The sequence below is a fragment of the Mesorhizobium sp. L103C119B0 genome (assembly GCF_000502235.1).
In the GTDB taxonomy this organism is placed as follows: Bacteria; Pseudomonadota; Alphaproteobacteria; order Rhizobiales; family Rhizobiaceae; genus Mesorhizobium.
Map to the genome: position 1 here is coordinate 429395 of NZ_AYXE01000006.1, position 16722 is coordinate 446116.

Sequence of the window (16722 nt, forward strand, 5' to 3'; positions counted from 1 at the left end):
GCGTAGCGGCAAGACCGCATATCCTTCTATGCAGCTTTTGAGATCTCTCCCCCCGGCATCAGTGCAGCACTGGCTCGCGGGCTTTGACCCAGCGATCGACTTCGAAGATGATCAAGGTCCATCTCGTTGTTCGAAAGCTTGCGGCAGATCTCGTTCTCCACCCGAAGCATCACCCGGACCATTAGCGTCTTGGTGGCGTCGGACACGACCATGATCAAGGCTTCGCAGGTCGTCTGCCGGCCGGCACTCGCACGATTCACCTTCGTTGCCTGGTCTGGTGTGAGGCGCTCGCCGCGCTGATGTCGGCCGATCAAGGCGCGAGCTTCCATCCTGCGCATTTCTTCCTGCGGGACATAACGAGTCGCGTCTGGTGCATTGATCGAGGTCATGGCGCCGTCGAATGCGTGAATGGCTTTGCTCGATGGTCCGTTCATTTGCTTGCCTCCTGCCGGGTCCATACAGGTGCGGGCGCCAGCGCGGCGCGTCTGACGAGGTTGCGAGCCGGTCTTTCAAGACGATCGCCTGACGTGCCGCTCATGGGCACGCCCCGATGGCTGTCGGAACCAAAGTCCTTGAGCAAAGTTTCCTTACCGGAGGGGCGTTTTAGGTTTTTGGAGAACTCGAAATGAAGACCATCATCCTGGGCGCATTGGCGCTTTGCTTGGCTGCCCCTGCGGTCGCGTCCGCAGAAGAAGGCATCGTCATCCAGACCCACCGACACCACCACCGCCATTCTTGGGACGACAACAATAACGACCGTGTGGTCATCTATCGGAACGGACACCGTCTCCATCGCCGCCATCATGGCGAGCAGGCGTTTTACGACAATGGCGAGCGCGCCTGGCGCCGGCATCATCACCGGTCCAGCGACTTTGTGGTCACCGGATCGATCAACCGTCCGATGCATCACCGCCGTCACGTCGTCATTCAGCAGGACGACAACAGCGATTATGACACCGACTATTGATCGCAGTCTGGCGGCCCGGCTTCTCCACTTCGACGAGAGCCGGGCATCGGAGGGAGGCTTTCGCCATGGCGATGCTGTTTCAACCCTTGGACTTGGACGGTCACAAGCGGAGTGAGCTCTACCATGCTGCGCGGTTGTCGATGCTCCAATGTCGTGTGTTGACGCGCTTCGATCGGGTCGAAGAGGCTGCTGATAAGGTCCAGGCAGCGTCTGAGTTGTTCGCTGAGGCCGCTCGACCTGTCGGAAGCACTCAAACGCTCGGTATGTGGGCGTCAAGTCGGGCGGCGGAACCAGCAGGCGGCAACGCGCGTTGCCGTTGCATGGTCGACTATCTCAAATCGGTATTGAAGGAACTGTGTCCTGCCTGGCTCATACAGAAGGCGGTCGACGTGGACGTTCGCCGTGTTGAGCAGCAGCCACCCATAAGCGGTATGATAGGCGCGGCGCCGCCGACTCGATATCGTGGGCCGGTGCGTTCCGGGCCTAACGACCACAGGCTTCACGAGTCGCAACTGTAGCGCGTCGACGTTGATGGGAAGAGCGCCGACGTATGGAGCCGCTGCTTGGCAATGATGGCGTTATGGACCAGCGTTTCAATCGCATCTGTCTTAGCCCTCACGATACTGCCGTTTGCCAACGCGTATTCGATCAGGTCTGCGCAGACGAACACCTCGATCCTTTAAGCCGAGAAACCAAATAATAGCTGGCAAATTGGAGACACCTTATGAAACGGATGATCGCTACTGAATCCGGACAGCGCTACGATAAGGCGCGAGCTGCCGGCCATACATCGCGCGGTCAGCAAGATGGGAAAACAGATGCGCGGCCTCTCACCTTTCAGCCAAAAGGCGGCCATCCCCGCTATCTGGTGCCCGGCGAACTATCCCGATGACCTCGAAAGTGCATTCTCTTTGGCAGAGGCCATACGTCATCAGGCAGATGTCTATCTCCGTGAGAGCAAGAAAACCGGCGGCGCTCGCCACTGATGGTCCAGTCGCAGCAGCAGCATACTGCCGCCGTCGACGATCGACGAAAAATGGCCACACCAGGTGGCGCTGCCTGATGACCTCTGCACCGTCGGAACCGGACCACGATGCACGACTACTGTGAGGAACGTGGAATGACTTTCCAAATCAGGCAGGTGCAAGCGGTTTGGCCAAACGGCAAATACGAGGAATATCGATTGCACTGCTTCGCGGGTCCAGCCGAAGCAGAGGCGTTCCTCGATCATTTTCAAGGTGAGGTCTTTGACGCGAAGCGGAATCGGGAAAAGGGCAAAATGCGCGGCGTCTGGCGCCGCAGCGACGAGTATAGGAGAATTCCGACCTTGGCCCGCTCAGCGTGCCTGAACTCCTGCGCAACTGAGGCAGAGCGATGTGCGGACGCTACACCAAATATCTGTCGTGGTCGGAAATCCACCGGCTCTACAGACTGACGGCGCCGGCCGAGACCGGACGCAACGACGAGCCGCGCTACAACATTGCGCCAACGCAGGATGTTCCATTCGTCACCGCTGGCGAAGATGGCAATCATAAGCTCCGCGCAGGGCGTTGGTGGCTGGTGCCCTTCTGGGCGAAGGAAATGCCGAAGGCGGCGATGTTCAATGCGAGAATAGAGGGTATCGATACAGCGCCAGCCTTCCGCGACGCCTTCAAGTCCAAACGCTGCCTGATCCCTGCCGATGGCTTCTACGAGTGGACGATATCGCCAGCGGACGGCAAGAAAGACCCTTGGCACATCTACCAGCCAGGCCACGCGCCTTTCTCGTTCGCCGGGCTTTGGGCTTACAATTCCAATCTCGACATAACCAGCTGCACCATCATCACCGNGAACGCGCTCATTGCCTCTCCCTTCGCTGCCCCAGCCAGGCCACGCGCCTTTCTCGTTCGCCGGGCTTTGGGCTTACAATTCCAATCTCGACATAACCAGCTGCACCATCATCACCGAGCCTGCCGCAGAACCGATGAAGCAGTTGCATGATCGGCAGCCTCTCATTCTCGACCCGGCCTACTATGACGCCTGGCTGGACCCGGCGACGCCCAAGGACAGCCTCAAGGACATTCTCAGCCACGACATCGACGGTCAGCTGCAGTTCAACCGCGTTGGTCGCGAGGTGAACACGAGCGCCGTCAACAAGTTGCCCAACGACCATCCGGGCCTGGTCGGGCCGATCAACCCGCTATGAGCGACGAACCGAGCCGGCTTGCCGAAGGCATGACAGCGCCCCCGCGCGACCGGCGACGCGTCGACAATCATGCTTGCGAGCACCCGAGCTGCGGTGAGGATGGAGGCTTCGGCTTCGCCCGACCGAGGCAGCTATCGCACTGGTTCTGCCTGAAGCATCGCGACGACGGCGAGCGATACCTGTAAGCACGTCAATATCGCTATTTCATACGGTGACTAAGCGTGGAATGTGGCAACTTCACCGCAGGCACATGTGAGCTTGCGCACGTAGAGTTGGTTCATTAGAGAGGTCTCAAAGACAAGGGACCACCACATGACTGACGAAGACAACCATGCTGTCGAACTGGCGGAACTTACAGCGGACGTCGTTTCCGCATACGTAGCCAATAACCCACTACCGGTTGCCAACTTGCCCGACCTGATTGCATCTGTGCACGCTTCATTGTCAGGTTTGAGCAGCCAAATCGCACCGGCTGCGAAAGAGCTTGTGCCTGCGGCGAATCCAAAAAAGTCTGTGTTCCCGGATTACATCATCAGCCTGGAAGACGGCCGGAAATTCAAGTCTATGAAACGCCACCTTGGCCTACTTGGCATGACTCCCGACGAATACCGGGAGAAGTGGGGCTTGTCTCACGATTATCCCATGGTCGCGCCGAGCTACGCCGCGAAGCGATCGGCCCTTGCGAAGGCGTCTGGTCTAGGTCGGAAGGCTGAGGTTAAGGCGCCGGCGAAATGGGCGAAGAAGGCGTAGTCCGACCCCCACCTGACGCAACGTCAAGAATCAGCTATCGATTGAGTTGCGGCGGAACTGATTTTACCGCCCGGCCGGCGCTGATCAGGCAATGCTCCCATTGCGGCGCCGGCCATCTTCAGGCAGATGCCACGGTCCCCCGAATTAAACGGTGCACAAAGAAAAGCCCGTCGCGGCAAGCGGCAGGCTTTTCTATTGGGAATTGCGAGGACTAGAATTTGTAGGCGATGCCGAAGCGAACTTCGTTGGTCTTCAGATCAACCTTCCCATTCGGCAACGCTTCAGTGCCGAAGTCAGTATAGCGGTACTCGGCCCGCAGCAGAAGATTGTCGGTCATGGCGTAGTCCAAGCCGGCGCCTATCGTCCATCCTGTGAATGTATCTCCGAAAGAACCTGAGACGGTATTACTGCTTGTGTCGATGCCGCCATATGCAACGCCGCCCGCGATATAGGGCAGAAAGCGATCGACGGCATACCCTAGGCGAAGTCTTGCCGCCCCACTCCAATTCAGTTCCTCGATCGCGATGCCGCCCGGAACCGGGAGACCTGGAGCCGCGAATATTTGGCCCCNCCCCACTCCAATTCAGTTCCTCGATCGCGATGCCGCCCGGAACCGGGAGACCTGGAGCCGCGAATATTTGGCCCCTGCCATCAACATTCGCATACACGACGTCCAATTCCACACCAATGACGATATTGCTCGGCATCTGATAGTTGTAACCGGCGTAGACACCGCCAAGGAACCCGTCAGGATCTGTCTCAACGAAGCCCCGGCCGCTGCGTTGCCGTATATTTCCGTCGCTCCGAGCGTAGCCTGCCTGAAGACCGATATACCCACCTGTCCAGCTAAAAACTGGGGTGACTTCTTCAAGGACGACATCGGCAGCAAACGCCGAAGACCCCATCAGAGACAACGACAAACCAAGAAGCAGCGTCTTCATAGGCATCTCCTGACCTGCCTTTGGTAGCAGAGCGCGCCGTTAGGGGTAGTTGTTTTTCTGCCACAGTTGGCAATCAAATCGGCTGCCCACAGATGGCATGAGCAGCTGCCCACAGGTGGCATCAGCCTCATCTGCCAATCCGCTAGCGGCGATCGGATCGCCCCGCGCCACAATGGGTTGACGAAGGCGCTTCAGCAGTTCGCGTGAGGCTTGGATCGCCCTGCGCGATTGATCCATGTTTTGGTGAAATGTGGCGCGTTCCTCCATGGACTTCTGCCACTTCAGCAAGCCGTATTCGCAGCGGCCGCTTGAGCGATATCTATGGGCGTTGCAACCATCGCATCCTCTCAAAAAGGCAATGGTAAACGCCACATTAATGCGCCCGCCGAAGCCTCTGCAATGAAAAGAATTGTACGATTTGTACCAGTTCCCCCACCTGCACGCCGCGCGGCCGGTTGCCTGAAAAAAGCCCCTAGCCGGTGGAACCATCGTCCCCGGTGCGCGTTCGTTTTTTCCCATGGAACAGTATCGGACTAGCGAGATCACGCCGCATCAAGAAATGTTGGCGCGTGCTATCGCTAGAGAAACCGGCATCACTCTTGATCAAGCATGCCTTCTGATCAAACTTATCGGCACCGACCGAAACTCGCTCTTGCGGCAAGCGCTGGCATTGCAAACGCGGCGTTGATTTGAGGTCCGTTGAAGCGCCTATGATCGTGTCCCGCGGCGTGGTGTAGCTGGCGGCATTAGTCGCCGTGCTCTCCGGCATGGGCCCGGCTGATCAGCGCGCCACGGCTGGCAGGCTGATCAGGGGATCGTCGCTCATCTGGCTGATCGTTTCCCAGAGTCATATATCTGGCCCGCTGCACTGCCCATTCATCGTTCTGTTCGAGCAGGATTGCGCCGACGAGGCGCACGNGAGTCATATATCTGGCCCGCTGCACTGCCCATTCATCGTTCTGTTCGAGCAGGATTGCGCCGACGAGGCGCACGGTCGCATCGTCGTTCGGGAAGATTCCGACGACCTCGGTGCGCCGCTTGATCTCGCCGTTGAGACGTTCAATCGGATTCGTCGAGTGGAGCTTGGCGCTGGGGAAGGTCATGTTGGCCAGCCTTGCACATAAGCTTCCTGGATGACGGCGATTAGCGCCTTCTCGGCCATGCGGCGCGGTTCGAGGAAACCTGGGAAGTAGCTTCCCTTCCTGAGCTTCGGGATGCGCAGCTCGACCGTGCCGGCCCGCGTCTCCCAGTCCCGGTCGCGGTAGCCATTGCGCTGGGCGAGCCGCAGCGGGTTCTTCTCGCCATAGCTGGCGCCGGTGGCCGCGCCCACCCCCATTTCCATCAGTCGCTCGGCGGCAAAGCCGATCATCTCCCGCAGCAGATCGGCATCCAGGGTCTTCTCCACGAGCGTGCGCAGGTTCATCATGTCGTCGGTCATCGGTGGTCCTTCCGAAATGGGTTGGCGTCAACAACCAAACCCTACCGGAAAGCGACCGGAAAGCGCCGATGACCACCCACACGCCGCTCGCTCGCTACAGCGCTACTAACGGCGCGCTCGTGAGCGGCTTCGCTACCGCCGAGCTACACCACTGATGGGACACGACCCAGCAGGCGTCATCAAAGACGCGCGCGCGTGTGGTAGGCGGCGGGGGCGACACCGCGAAGGCTGTACCTATGCCGCATTCGCGCACCAACGTCTCAGGCAAGCAATCGAGACCATCAAACCCCGCGGCGCTCAGCGAGGAGTGATTAAATTCCTCACAAAATGCGCGAACGGCCGGACCACATTGAGAAGCGGCGGACGCCGCACAACATGATGCGCATAGAGGCGCTCGAGTTTCCGGTAAATCCATCTGCGAATCGGCGCCTCTGACCGCTTCTGCAAGAGATATTCGTACTGCATCGAAATGTTATGGCTGGGAAGCTGCGCCGCGAGAAGTTGCAGCTTGTATTCAAGCTTCACATAATTGCGCGCAGCCGCGTAGCGATTGCATATCGTGAGCGTGCGGAAATGGCGGCTCTGAGCGCAATAACCCATCAGTCTTTCCAGAAGGTGGGCCAGGCCGCCGTCAACATGATGCGGTTCGGGATTGAAGTCCGTCCATTTCCATGGATGCTCGAACAGGGGCCGCAGCGCCTCCGTGCGGAACCAGAACATGGTCCCGTAGGCGGCCACTGGCGTATCGCGATCGACCGAAACCTTGATCCCTATCTGGGCCGCCAGCTTCAGCATGGGAGCCTTGTTCGTGTACCAAGCATGCCCGAGCGTGCCGAAACCAATATGCACGGTAGGCGGTATGACGAAGCCGATCTTGGGATTCTGGTCGAGGACATCGTAAAGATTGCGCACATAGTCGCTATTGAAGACCAAATTGTCGAGCAGATGGTCGCGGAAGGAATTGCCGATCTGCCGGCCCACCTGGGGCGTTCGTTTCGAATGGAGGCGCAGCGCCACTTCGTACTTTCCGGCAAGCACGACATCTTGAAAGGTTATGAACAGGGAGGACATGTCGCGACCGCGATTCGCGGCCACCACTCGAACCTCCGTCGCCCCTATAGGCCAGCCTTGATCCGCGATAAAGGCTTCAATGTGCTCCTTGTTCTCCTTGGACGCCGTTGAAATATAGAGGTCAGCCCCGCCCGGGAGTTGCTTGAGGCTTGGCCATATGTCTTCCAGAACGTCAATGTAGAAGGCATGAATGAATACTGCGACCGTGCCGAAGTTCCATTCGTCTTTCGGCTCCCCGACGTAGCGGTCGTCGAGAACTGCTTGTTCCTCAAGGTTGGTGTGAAGCGTACGCAACTCCGCCTCAGTCAAAAGCACGTCCCACAGCAGGCTGCATAGTTCCGGGTCGCGCAGCGCAACCGCATCAAGCGCCCGGCGGGCATAGATCGCTTGTAGGTCGTGGATCAGAGGATCAAGCAGGAACACATTCTTCGGAACGGCCGGACCACCGAGTTCGACGACCTTATGGACCTCGAACATGCGGGGATCGAACGATTCGAGTTGGTCCGGGTCCAGTAAATATTCGACCTTGAAACCTGAGCTTTCTATCAACTGGCCGAACGGGATCATTATTCCGAGGAAATCCGACCAGTAGTCCGGACTGGGCTCCGCACGGTCCCAGAATCGACGGAAACTTTCCTGCGCAAGCAGGCTGCGCTTGAAAAAAGTGAAGTCGAAATAGGGAATTCTGGCCGGAAGATCTCGCGTCGTGAGCCTCGGATCAATTTTCGGCGCGTGGAAATATGGCGCTACAAGATCCGCGTCCGAGGCGAGCGCCCGTTCCACGATCGGCTCGAACGCCCCGATCGGCCCGACCATGTGCGATCCGGTGACCAAGACGCAGTCAGCCAGGTCGGGCGCCGTTTCATAGATGTGTTTCAGGCCGAGGCGAATCCCTTCCTTGAACGTCAGGGGGGCGTGGGGACCCACGACCGCGTCGGCGAGATCGGCCAGACGGCCGCCGCCTGGAACCAACGCCACCAACAACAGATAGTCAGCGGCACCCTTTATGCGGCGCAAGGCTTCCTCCGCAAGTGCCGCCGAAGTCTCGTTCACATCACTATGGAAGACATAGATCGCATAACATCGCATGACTTCGCCTACGTCTTTGCTTTGCAAAAAAAGGGTGTTCCCAGGCTGCGTTGCAACATTTTGTCTATGGCGCATTGCCGCGATCCGCAATGTCAGGAGAATTCCTTCAGCGGCGCCAGCCAGCCTCCGGGTGCCACGGCGGCGCTTTGCAGATATGGCTTGAGGCGATCGGCAAGGCGCCTCAACTGGTCACTGACAGTGCCGTTGGCCCAAACGTCCCTTCGATGATAGTAATGCAGCGTAAGAGGATCTTTAGGGAAAATGCCACCTTCCGGCACCGACGTCTTCAGATATCTTCCAAGCCCATCTTGACTTGCGATCTCTTGCTCAAGCCATGAGTGGTGGTAGGTGTCTCGAGCGAATACAAGCTCCTTTCGTGACAGGTTTGCACTGTATATTTTTTCGATTCTGCTAAAAACATCCGGAATTTCCTTAAGTTGGAGGGCGTACATTGCTTCTCTGACTTGCCCTCCCAAGGCGCCATGCTCTTGGCCAAGAAATTCGTTTAGCCTTAGCATTGCGTCAATTATTTCGATAGAGTGAGACGCGTTGACGCTGCCGCCACCAGCGGAAAGACCACGCATACCAAAAGAATTCCTGGTCAAGGCACTAAATATATCTATCTTTTGCCGTTTGAGAACGTCGTAAAGATAGATATGATGATCGAATTCGGGCGCTGCCATCTTGAACTTAACAAGATCACCGAGAGGATTGTACCTCCATGAGTATTTTGGATCGGTGAGGTGTTTTATTAGGAACTCATGTAAATCTTCCGTTAGACCAAGCTTAACTTCCTCCTTCCATTGTGAATATACTAGCTCGTTCGGCTCCCTGACGAAATATATAATAGTGATATCTTGATCATGCATATTCGCTATATTTTTCATCCCCTCGATATACAATGAATTCCATCCCGACATTCCTTCGGCCGATAGAATCACATTTTTATTTTTTTTTAAAATATCGGCCCATTTCGAAAAAAGATTTGGATCAGCTTTATCGCCAATATACTTCTCGGCCTCCAACGAAAAACCGTGATGGCCAGGGTACCGGCCGTGAGCAGTCATGTCGCGCCCGAGTGTCGGATAGCAAAACTCCGGGCCGCGAAAGGCTTCCAGATTCGCGACGAACATTTCCTGAATGTACGTGGTGCCGGTCTTCGGCGGGCCGATGTGCAGGAATAAAGTCATTCAGGCTTCCGCTCCGTTCTTCCGGCCTAAATTCGTCGCCTAAAATTTGCGCACCCAGTCGGAGAGATCATGGACTGCAGTTGCTTACAAGTATCACCGATCTTTGTGTTGCAGTCCGAGATTACCTTGTTGAAATTCCCTTCCATGTCAACATGCGTAGCAGCATCAGGAAAATAGCGCGGCGGCTAAATTTGGGTATCGTCGTCCAGTTCACGCGCCCTCGTAGGGAGGTCCGCATCGCATGGTATGCATCGGCCGATTGTCTGATCAGCAAATCGACTATTTCCACATCAGACTTCTCAGTTTTATGAGAAATGCGGTTTCCGCGCGAGTATCGAGAATCCACTGCCATTTTTCAGCGAGATTTGAATTCGGGGGGGGCCCCCGGCGATCTCACTCCCCGGGCCACTCCATGAACATCGACATGCCGGCCTCAAGGGTAACCTGCGGACGCCAGTCGAAATGTCGGATCGTGTCGGAAATATTGGCCACTGCATAGCGCACGTCGCCGGCGCGAAATTGCCCCGTCACCCGAAGCTTGTCCTTCGGCCGCCCCATCATGACCAGCAGCATCCGCGCCATGTCTATGATTTGCGTGGGCTCGCCCGAACCAACGTCGAGCACTTCGCGCGGGCATTTCTGGGCAAGCCCGATCAGCGCAAAGGCCCTCGCGACGTCATCGACGTAGACGAAGTCGCGGACGATGGCACCGTCCTCGTAGATGTTGAGAGTCAAGCCCTCTTCAATCTGCTTACGGAAGATCGAGATTACGCCCGTGTAGGGATTGGAAAGCGATTGTCCCGGTCCGTAGACGTTTTGCAGGCGCATAATCCCGACCTCGACATCAGTGCCCCAGAACGCCTGAGTCAGCAGATATTCCTGCAAAAGCTTGGTTGAGGCGTAGATCGAGGCGGGGCTCGCCGGACAAATAGCGGCGCGTGTGGCGACGGGGGTCAGCAGTTCGCCCGTGACGCTGCGCGGCGTGAATATTCCCTTCGCCATGTCCGCCGCCGCCCGTGCCCTCGCCAGGACGTGATCGCCGCGCGCATCCACGCACGCGCCCTCGCCATAGACGGAGCGCGAACCTGCCACGAGCACCCTGCCTACGCCGGCCTGCGCGCGAACCGCGTCGATGAGGTGTGACGTGCCCATGATGTTGACCATGTTGTAGCGGGTCGGTTCGTCGTAGGACTGGCCTGTTCCGGTTTCCGAAGCGAGGTGATAAACGAGCTCCGGCCGCGCCTCGCGGAACGCCAAGGTAAGTGCCGCCGCATCGCGCACATCCGCCCGAATGACGCGGACGCCTTCCAGCATCGGCGATGGCGCCGCGTCCGCTCCATGCACCTGAGAAAGGAAATTATCGTAGACGGTGACTTCGTGCTCGACCTTGAGCAGCGTGCACAGGCGCCTGCCGATAAATCCCGCTCCGCCTGTAATAAAAATTCGCATCCTTGGGTCGCTCCCGACTCATTGTAAGCTACTACTCCCGCCTCGGGCTGGCGCTGCTTTGTCACACGGCGCTGTGTGTATCAAGGTCACCCCAACTCTGGCGGATCGTTAGGCGTGTGGCTCCGCGTATCCATATGGCGCGGATGGTTCACCGACGAATGCGTCGAGTCCAAAGCACGCGGCAGCAAATATCTGCGTCAATTCTTCGGCTAGTTTCTGCGGAAGTGACCAATCGATCCCGGTCGCCGCGCTTTCGGGATGTTGATTGAGAACCCAATGCAGCTTGATCTTTTCATGCATCTCCACGCTCCAAGCCGGAAACGTACCGTCCGAAACGCCCAGGTAACTAGCAAGCCACTCGAGTTGGCGACGATCGCGCTCATGCGTCTTTAGGAATTCGGAAGGCACGGGCGCCAGCGCAAACGTCCCGCCAAACATTGCCAAGTTCTGTGTCCGTAGCCACTCGAGTTCCTGATCGTCCGGCGTGGGGTTTTCGTGCGGTATCGCCTGCGGCGGCGCGTGAGCGCCCATTAAAGAAAAAAACTGATCCTGATATGACCGTTCCGAGATAAATCGTTCGAACAGAAAGACGTTCATATCGACCCCAGACCCTGCCAGCGTCGAAAAAAGGTTAGCGTAATTCCATTTGTGCAGCAGGCCATAGTGGCGCGTCGAGATCAGATCGACACAGAAATGCCTGAAGTCGTAGGGCATGCCATTCTTCACGCGCTCCTTGTAGGTGGATCTGAGCAGATCCCAGTGATTTCTCACGACAAAGACGAAACTCACATTGGGACCGAAGAGGTTCGCGATGTTGTGGCAGATTTCGAGAGGTGGCATCGCCGCCGGAAAATTCGTAAGGTCTTCTTCGGATACCGCAACCGTCGCTGCGCCTGCCACTGCCGCCATGTCTTCAATTTCGCGCCGCCATTCCGCGATCAGATGAACCGGCGTGTTCCATCGGGTCAGGTTTGGCAACCAGCGCCGAAGTATCAACTCGCCCTGCTTGCCATGCACGAACCCCTGCTCCTTTCCGGCAAAGAACACTCCGGAAAGCTTGGGCAAAACCGCCTGAATGGATGTCGTGGCGGTCTTTGGAAACCCTATGTGGAATACCCAGCGCATGTATTCTCCTTTCTGGCATGTCGAACGTGCCCGATCGAGACGTGACATTGGAGTGGTTCGTTCAATGCCTACCGTAGTGTCCAAAATCGCGCGCAGCATCGCCTGCAAGGCTCAATGAGCCGGGCATATCGCGCCGATCCTATTGCCAACCAGTCTTGAGACGGTCAATTTCGAAGTCCTGACTGCTGAATGTCGGCGTAATGCGAAAGACGCTGCCCATGTAGTCGGCCGGCAACAGCAGATTGATCTCGCCTCGTCCCTGTTGATCCAACGACACAGTCACAATAGAATATTTGGAAAATGCCGCGCCGCGGCCAGGTATCGCTAGGCCGACCATCTCCGATCCAGGCGCCTTAATGGCGAGAGAGAAGCAGAAAGTCCTGCTGCCGGCGGGGGCGGCGCCCGGCTCGACCACAATGTAGGAGTCCGCGGAGGTGACACGGAAACGCGTTGGTGAAAGACGTTCCACATTCTTGAGGCTCAACGACGATTCGGGCGCGTCTGCCACTGAATTGGAACCGCAGCGCCCTTTTGCCGCGATGCCATTGCGACGAAGGATTTCCTGGCCAAGAACACTATTCCACGACAATGCCGCACCGGCATAGCGTATGGCCATGAAACGCTCCACCGAATTCACGATTATCCGGTCCGCCTGCTGGAGGCTCGCGCCGATTTCGTCGTACTGAGCATCGGGTCGATCACGGAACGCGGCGGCAGCGTCTTCAAGATGGATGAACTTGACGTCCTGAAAATGCGGGCTGAGCCGCTTGGCGGCCGCCATGTAGAACGAATCGTGCAAAACCACTGTCCGACCGGGGATCTTCTGCAACTGGGCAGCCCATGTCGCCAGATCGTCATCGACGGCGTCAGGAACAGTTTCCGGGTCGTTCTGCGCTACCATCCCCGTCAGTTCCATGTTTCTGGTCTGCGTGGTGGTGTGTATGGTGTCGAGGCGGGCGGGATAGCCAAGCCATTCACGGATGTCTTCAATTGCCGCGATGTGCATTGCAGGAACCCAGTGGGTGTCGTAGCGGGCATAGCGTTGGCCAACCTGCGAGCCAATTCGACGAATCGAATCCTCGTGGCTGTGAAACATGCCACGACCGTAGCGTTGGTACGCATCGGTCTCGATCTGGCGAATTTCGTCGTAGCACTTGGCATAGATCGCGGCGCGGCCGGTCACCGAATTGTTCTCGACTGTTTCCTTGTTCGGCGACATGGTGATCATCAAGTCCATGCCCGCCGCTGCAGCCAGCGCCATGTGAAGGCGATAGGTTTCGAGACTGGCGGTGATATCGTCCTTCTTCGAGCAGTCCCGGCTGACAAGGCCTGGCTTGTAGAAGAGATATCCGTTCCCGCCTGAAACGACGGTGCTGGTGTCGAGAAAACCAAAGATGCGCCAATCGGTCCAGTTGCGGGCGCTCACGGCCCATTTTCGAGGGTAGAAACGTTCGATCAGGGCGTCCGACAGTTGTTTACGCCCGACATTGTCACTTGAGAATATGTGACCAAGCGTCGGAAACGATGTGAAGTCGCGCCGTTCATAAAGATCTGGAGGGCCGAAGATTGAAAGGGCTACCAATGGCCCCGTCAAAAACAATGCGAACAGCGCGATCTGAATCCTCTTGAGGGCGGATTCGCCGCGAAACAATGCGGCCAGTGGAGCGCCCCGCAAGTCCTGAACGTCCTGTTTCATTCCCCGTCGTCTCCATGAAGGTGGCTTCGCGAAGGAATGGAGGCAGCGCCATCTTCTATCCGTTTTTGCTTCCGCATCTTAATTTTGATGTCCATGTTCTTTACGATCGTGACCAGCCTAGAAACGGAAATATAGAAATGGACTGAATGAACTCGACAACACGAATACCCCCGCAAGGATGAGCCCGACGGCTGTATAGGGCACACGACTGAGGACGCGAAAGCGCGTGGGATCCTGCGCGAGCCAGACCCCGATCGCAGGTCCGCGCGGTGCCACGAAAATGAGCAGCCCGATGGCGAAAAACAGAACTGTTCGTGGGTTGAGCGCAGCGGCCACGGGTTCAGGCAACGGCGCGCCGAGTTCGCCTAGCGCGTAGAGGTTCGTCATGAAAGTCCAAGCTTGGGTGAGCGAATCGGCCCTGAAGATGATCCAGCCAATGATGACCACGGGCAGCAGGTAGACGATCCGGAGCACGACGCTTTTTTTCCGCGAAGCCGCGTTTCCGGCCACCATCTTTTCGAAGCTGAGAAAGGCGCCGTGATAGAGACCCCAGACCATGAAGGTCCAGGCGGCGCCGTGCCACAAGCCGGTGACCAGGAACACAATGGCGAGGTTGCGATAGGTGCGGATTGTACCTTTGCGACTGCCGCCCAGTGGTATGTACACATAGTCTCGAAACCATGTGGAAAGCGAGATATGCCAGCGCCGCCAGAACTCCGTCACCGTCGAAGCCGAATAGGGCCGCATGAAATTCTCATTGAAACGGATGCCGAAAATCCGGCCTAGCCCGATTGCCATGTCCGAATATGCTGAGAAATCAAAATAGATTTGGATCGCGTAGGCGAGCGCGCCTAGCCAAGCCACCGTGATGGTTACATCGGCGCCGTGAACCGCGAAGCATCCGTCAGATATAGCGCCTGCAGCATCGGCGATGATCACCTTCTTGAGCAGGCCGTGGACGAAGCGGGCTACGCCCGCCGAGATGTTTTCAATCGATATTTGCGGTCTATGGAAATCCTCGCCGACATCGCGAAATCGCACAATGGGGCCGGCAATCAACTGCGGGAAAAAGGACTTGTACGCTCCGAAAATGATAAGGCTGCGCTCCGCAGAGATATCTCCACGTTGTATGTCGATCAAATACGATATCGCCTGAAAGACAAAGAACGAGATTCCGATTGGCAGCACGACGCTCCTGAAAGGATCGGAAACATGAGTTCCGATTGCTTCGTCGATGTTAGAGCTAATAAAATAAGAATACTTGAAGTACAATAGAAGTAAAATATTTGTCATAACGCCGATCATCAAAACCGTGTTCGTTCTTATTCTTTCGATCGTTATGCCGTAAGCCCAATTGAAGATGATCGAGAAGATAAGAACGGTAACGACGGCGCCAGATCCCCACGCATAGAAGATCAAGCTGGTCAGGAGCACCATGGGTGCCGTGAATCGTTCTCCTCCGACCATGATAAGGGCCATGGCGGTAGGCAGAAAGGCGAAAAGGAAAACCGGTTCGGAGAATACCATTCATCTGTCTCGGGCTGCGGGGCGTTTGTCCAATACTTTTCCGGTATGGGCATTGTACAAGTCGCGAACGGAACCGGCCTGTTCTCCAGGCGGCGCGGCATGCGCCTTAGTCCGAATCCTCGGTGGCACCTTAGCAGCCGCCGGTAGGTCGGCCGCCTGTGAGCCGACCTTTGCATCGCGCATGTTTTTCTTCATGCCCCAAGGCCTATTCTGTCTCTCATACCAGGACACGGCGCACCACCTCGTCCGTCGACATCCGCCAGTCCGGCGCCGTCCATCCGAACACGCCCGCAAACTTCGCGCTTGATAGCCGGGAATTGGCGGGGCGGCGCGCCTTGGTTGGGTAGTCAATCGTTGTGATATCCCGGATCCCGCGGCCAGGGACCACCAAACTTCAGGCTTGTGTCGAGGATATGACGGGCTGCCGCCGACATCGTAGCTCTCGCCCGGCGTGCCCTTAGTGGCGACCAGTTCCAGCGCCCGTGCATGATCCTCGACGAACAGCCAGTCGCGCACATTGGCACCGGCGCCGTAGACCGGCAGCGGCTTTTCGTCGAGCGCGTTGAGGATGACGAGCGGGATCAGTTTTTCGGGAAAATGACAGGGCCCGTAATTGTTCGAACAGTTGGAGAGCACGACCGGCAGGCCGTATGTCTCGTGCCAGGCACGCACCAGATGATCCGGGGCGGCCTCCGAGGCGGAATAGGGCGAGGACGATGCGTAAGGCGTTTCCTCGACGAACATGCCGCCGTCGAAGGGCAGGTCGCCGAACACCTCGTCGGTGGAGACATGATGGAAGCGAAAGCGGCTCTTCCTGTCGTCTGACAGGCCTCGCCAGTATTCGAGCGCCGCATTGAAGATCTTGTAGGTGCCGACGATGTTGGTCTCGATGAAAGCGCCGGGCCCGTCGATCGAGCGGTCGACATGGCTCTCGGCGGCGAGGTTCATGACGATGTCGATGTCGTCGCGGCGCAGAAGATCCAGCACAGCCCGCTCGTCCCAGATATCGGCTTGGGCGAAGCTGTAATTATGTGCATTCTCGATTTGCCGCAGCGAGGCCAAATTACCGGCATAGGTCAGCTTGTCGAGATTGGTCACGCGGTAGGCCGGATTGGCGCACAAATGCCGGCACACCGCCGAACCGATGAAGCCTGCACCGCCCGTCACCAGAAAATTCATACCGCAGTCCTCACGCAAACACCCATCAGGCGAGTACCTCGGCGACGGCCAGCGCCGGCGCGTTGAGGTCCTTGTCAGAAAGCTGGAAGCCGCCGGCCAAGAACGCTCCAAGCCA

The 16722-nt window shown here is 57.4% G+C and carries 14 protein-coding genes and 3 pseudogenes; 5 read left to right on the top strand and 12 right to left on the bottom strand.

All coding sequences use genetic code 11. From position 1 onward, the window contains the following. Positions 1–26: 26 nt before the first annotated feature. Positions 27–434: a hypothetical protein gene (locus tag X728_RS153895; protein WP_155923964.1), complete on the bottom strand. Its 408-nt coding sequence runs from the start codon at positions 432–434 to the stop codon at positions 27–29. A gap of 191 nt (positions 435–625) precedes the next feature. Here X728_RS153895 and X728_RS153890 point away from each other — a divergent pair, with 191 nt between their 5' ends. The 5 genes from X728_RS153890 (at position 626) to X728_RS153880 (ending at position 3902) form a co-directional block, all read left to right on the top strand. Next, on the top strand, positions 626–967 hold the full coding sequence (locus tag X728_RS153890; RefSeq protein WP_023831473.1) for a hypothetical protein: 342 nt from the start codon (positions 626–628) through the stop codon (positions 965–967). A 724-nt stretch (positions 968–1691) separates the two neighbouring features. Continuing rightward, entirely contained in the window at positions 1692–1859 is a 168-nt protein-coding gene (locus tag X728_RS1000000170305) for a hypothetical protein (protein WP_155923965.1), read from the top strand. 482 nt (positions 1860–2341) lie between these two features. Beyond that, complete coding sequence (locus X728_RS1000000171540; protein ID WP_280791268.1) at positions 2342–2947, top strand: SOS response-associated peptidase; 606 nt, start codon at positions 2342–2344, stop codon at positions 2945–2947. Further along, on the top strand, positions 2889–3152 hold the full coding sequence (locus X728_RS1000000172070) for an SOS response-associated peptidase family protein (RefSeq protein ID WP_245260065.1): 264 nt from the start codon (positions 2889–2891) through the stop codon (positions 3150–3152). The genes X728_RS1000000171540 and X728_RS1000000172070 overlap by 59 nt, the downstream gene beginning before the upstream one ends. Positions 3153–3464: 312 nt before the next feature. Beyond that, the gene (locus tag X728_RS153880; RefSeq protein WP_023831476.1) at positions 3465–3902 is read left to right on the top strand and encodes a MucR family transcriptional regulator; all 438 of its coding nucleotides are present in this window, start codon (positions 3465–3467) and stop codon (positions 3900–3902) included. A 211-nt stretch (positions 3903–4113) separates the two neighbouring features. Here the strand turns inward: X728_RS153880 and X728_RS1000000171545 are convergent. The 11 genes and pseudogenes from X728_RS1000000171545 to X728_RS0135020 all read right to left on the bottom strand — a co-directional run. After that, positions 4114–4849: pseudogene (locus X728_RS1000000171545) on the bottom strand (outer membrane protein). 33 nt (positions 4850–4882) lie between these two features. Beyond that, complete coding sequence (locus tag X728_RS153875; protein ID WP_155923966.1) at positions 4883–5110, bottom strand: hypothetical protein; 228 nt, start codon at positions 5108–5110, stop codon at positions 4883–4885. Between the two features lie 653 nt (positions 5111–5763). Beyond that, a pseudogene (locus X728_RS1000000168785) lies at positions 5764–6281 on the bottom strand (transposase); the annotation flags it as partial. Positions 6282–6578: 297 nt separating this feature from the next. Then, positions 6579–8468 (bottom strand): rhamnan synthesis F family protein, encoded by a 1890-nt coding sequence (locus tag X728_RS1000000167805; RefSeq protein ID WP_050589895.1) that lies wholly within the window; start codon positions 8466–8468, stop codon positions 6579–6581. A 65-nt stretch (positions 8469–8533) separates the two neighbouring features. Continuing rightward, positions 8534–9631 carry a hypothetical protein gene (locus X728_RS153870; protein ID WP_023831483.1) on the bottom strand — a complete coding sequence of 366 codons (1098 nt, stop codon included), beginning with the start codon at positions 9629–9631 and terminating at the stop codon, positions 8534–8536. A gap of 393 nt (positions 9632–10024) precedes the next feature. After that, positions 10025–11080 (bottom strand): NAD-dependent epimerase/dehydratase family protein, encoded by a 1056-nt coding sequence (locus X728_RS153865; protein ID WP_050589896.1) that lies wholly within the window; start codon positions 11078–11080, stop codon positions 10025–10027. Positions 11081–11188: 108 nt separating this feature from the next. Then, positions 11189–12205 (bottom strand): hypothetical protein, encoded by a 1017-nt coding sequence (locus tag X728_RS153860; protein WP_023831485.1) that lies wholly within the window; start codon positions 12203–12205, stop codon positions 11189–11191. Positions 12206–12344: 139 nt separating this feature from the next. Further along, on the bottom strand, positions 12345–13901 hold the full coding sequence (locus X728_RS153855; protein WP_023831486.1) for a hypothetical protein: 1557 nt from the start codon (positions 13899–13901) through the stop codon (positions 12345–12347). 117 nt (positions 13902–14018) lie between these two features. Beyond that, positions 14019–15428, bottom strand: coding sequence for an MBOAT family protein (locus tag X728_RS153850; protein ID WP_023831487.1), 1410 nt, complete (start codon positions 15426–15428; stop codon positions 14019–14021). A 217-nt stretch (positions 15429–15645) separates the two neighbouring features. Then, complete coding sequence (locus tag X728_RS1000000171550; protein ID WP_245266136.1) at positions 15646–15816, bottom strand: sugar nucleotide-binding protein; 171 nt, start codon at positions 15814–15816, stop codon at positions 15646–15648. Between the two features lie 32 nt (positions 15817–15848). Beyond that, positions 15849–16607 (bottom strand): annotated as a pseudogene (locus X728_RS0135020) (GDP-mannose 4,6-dehydratase); the annotation flags it as partial. Between the last annotated feature and the right edge of the window lie 115 nt (positions 16608–16722).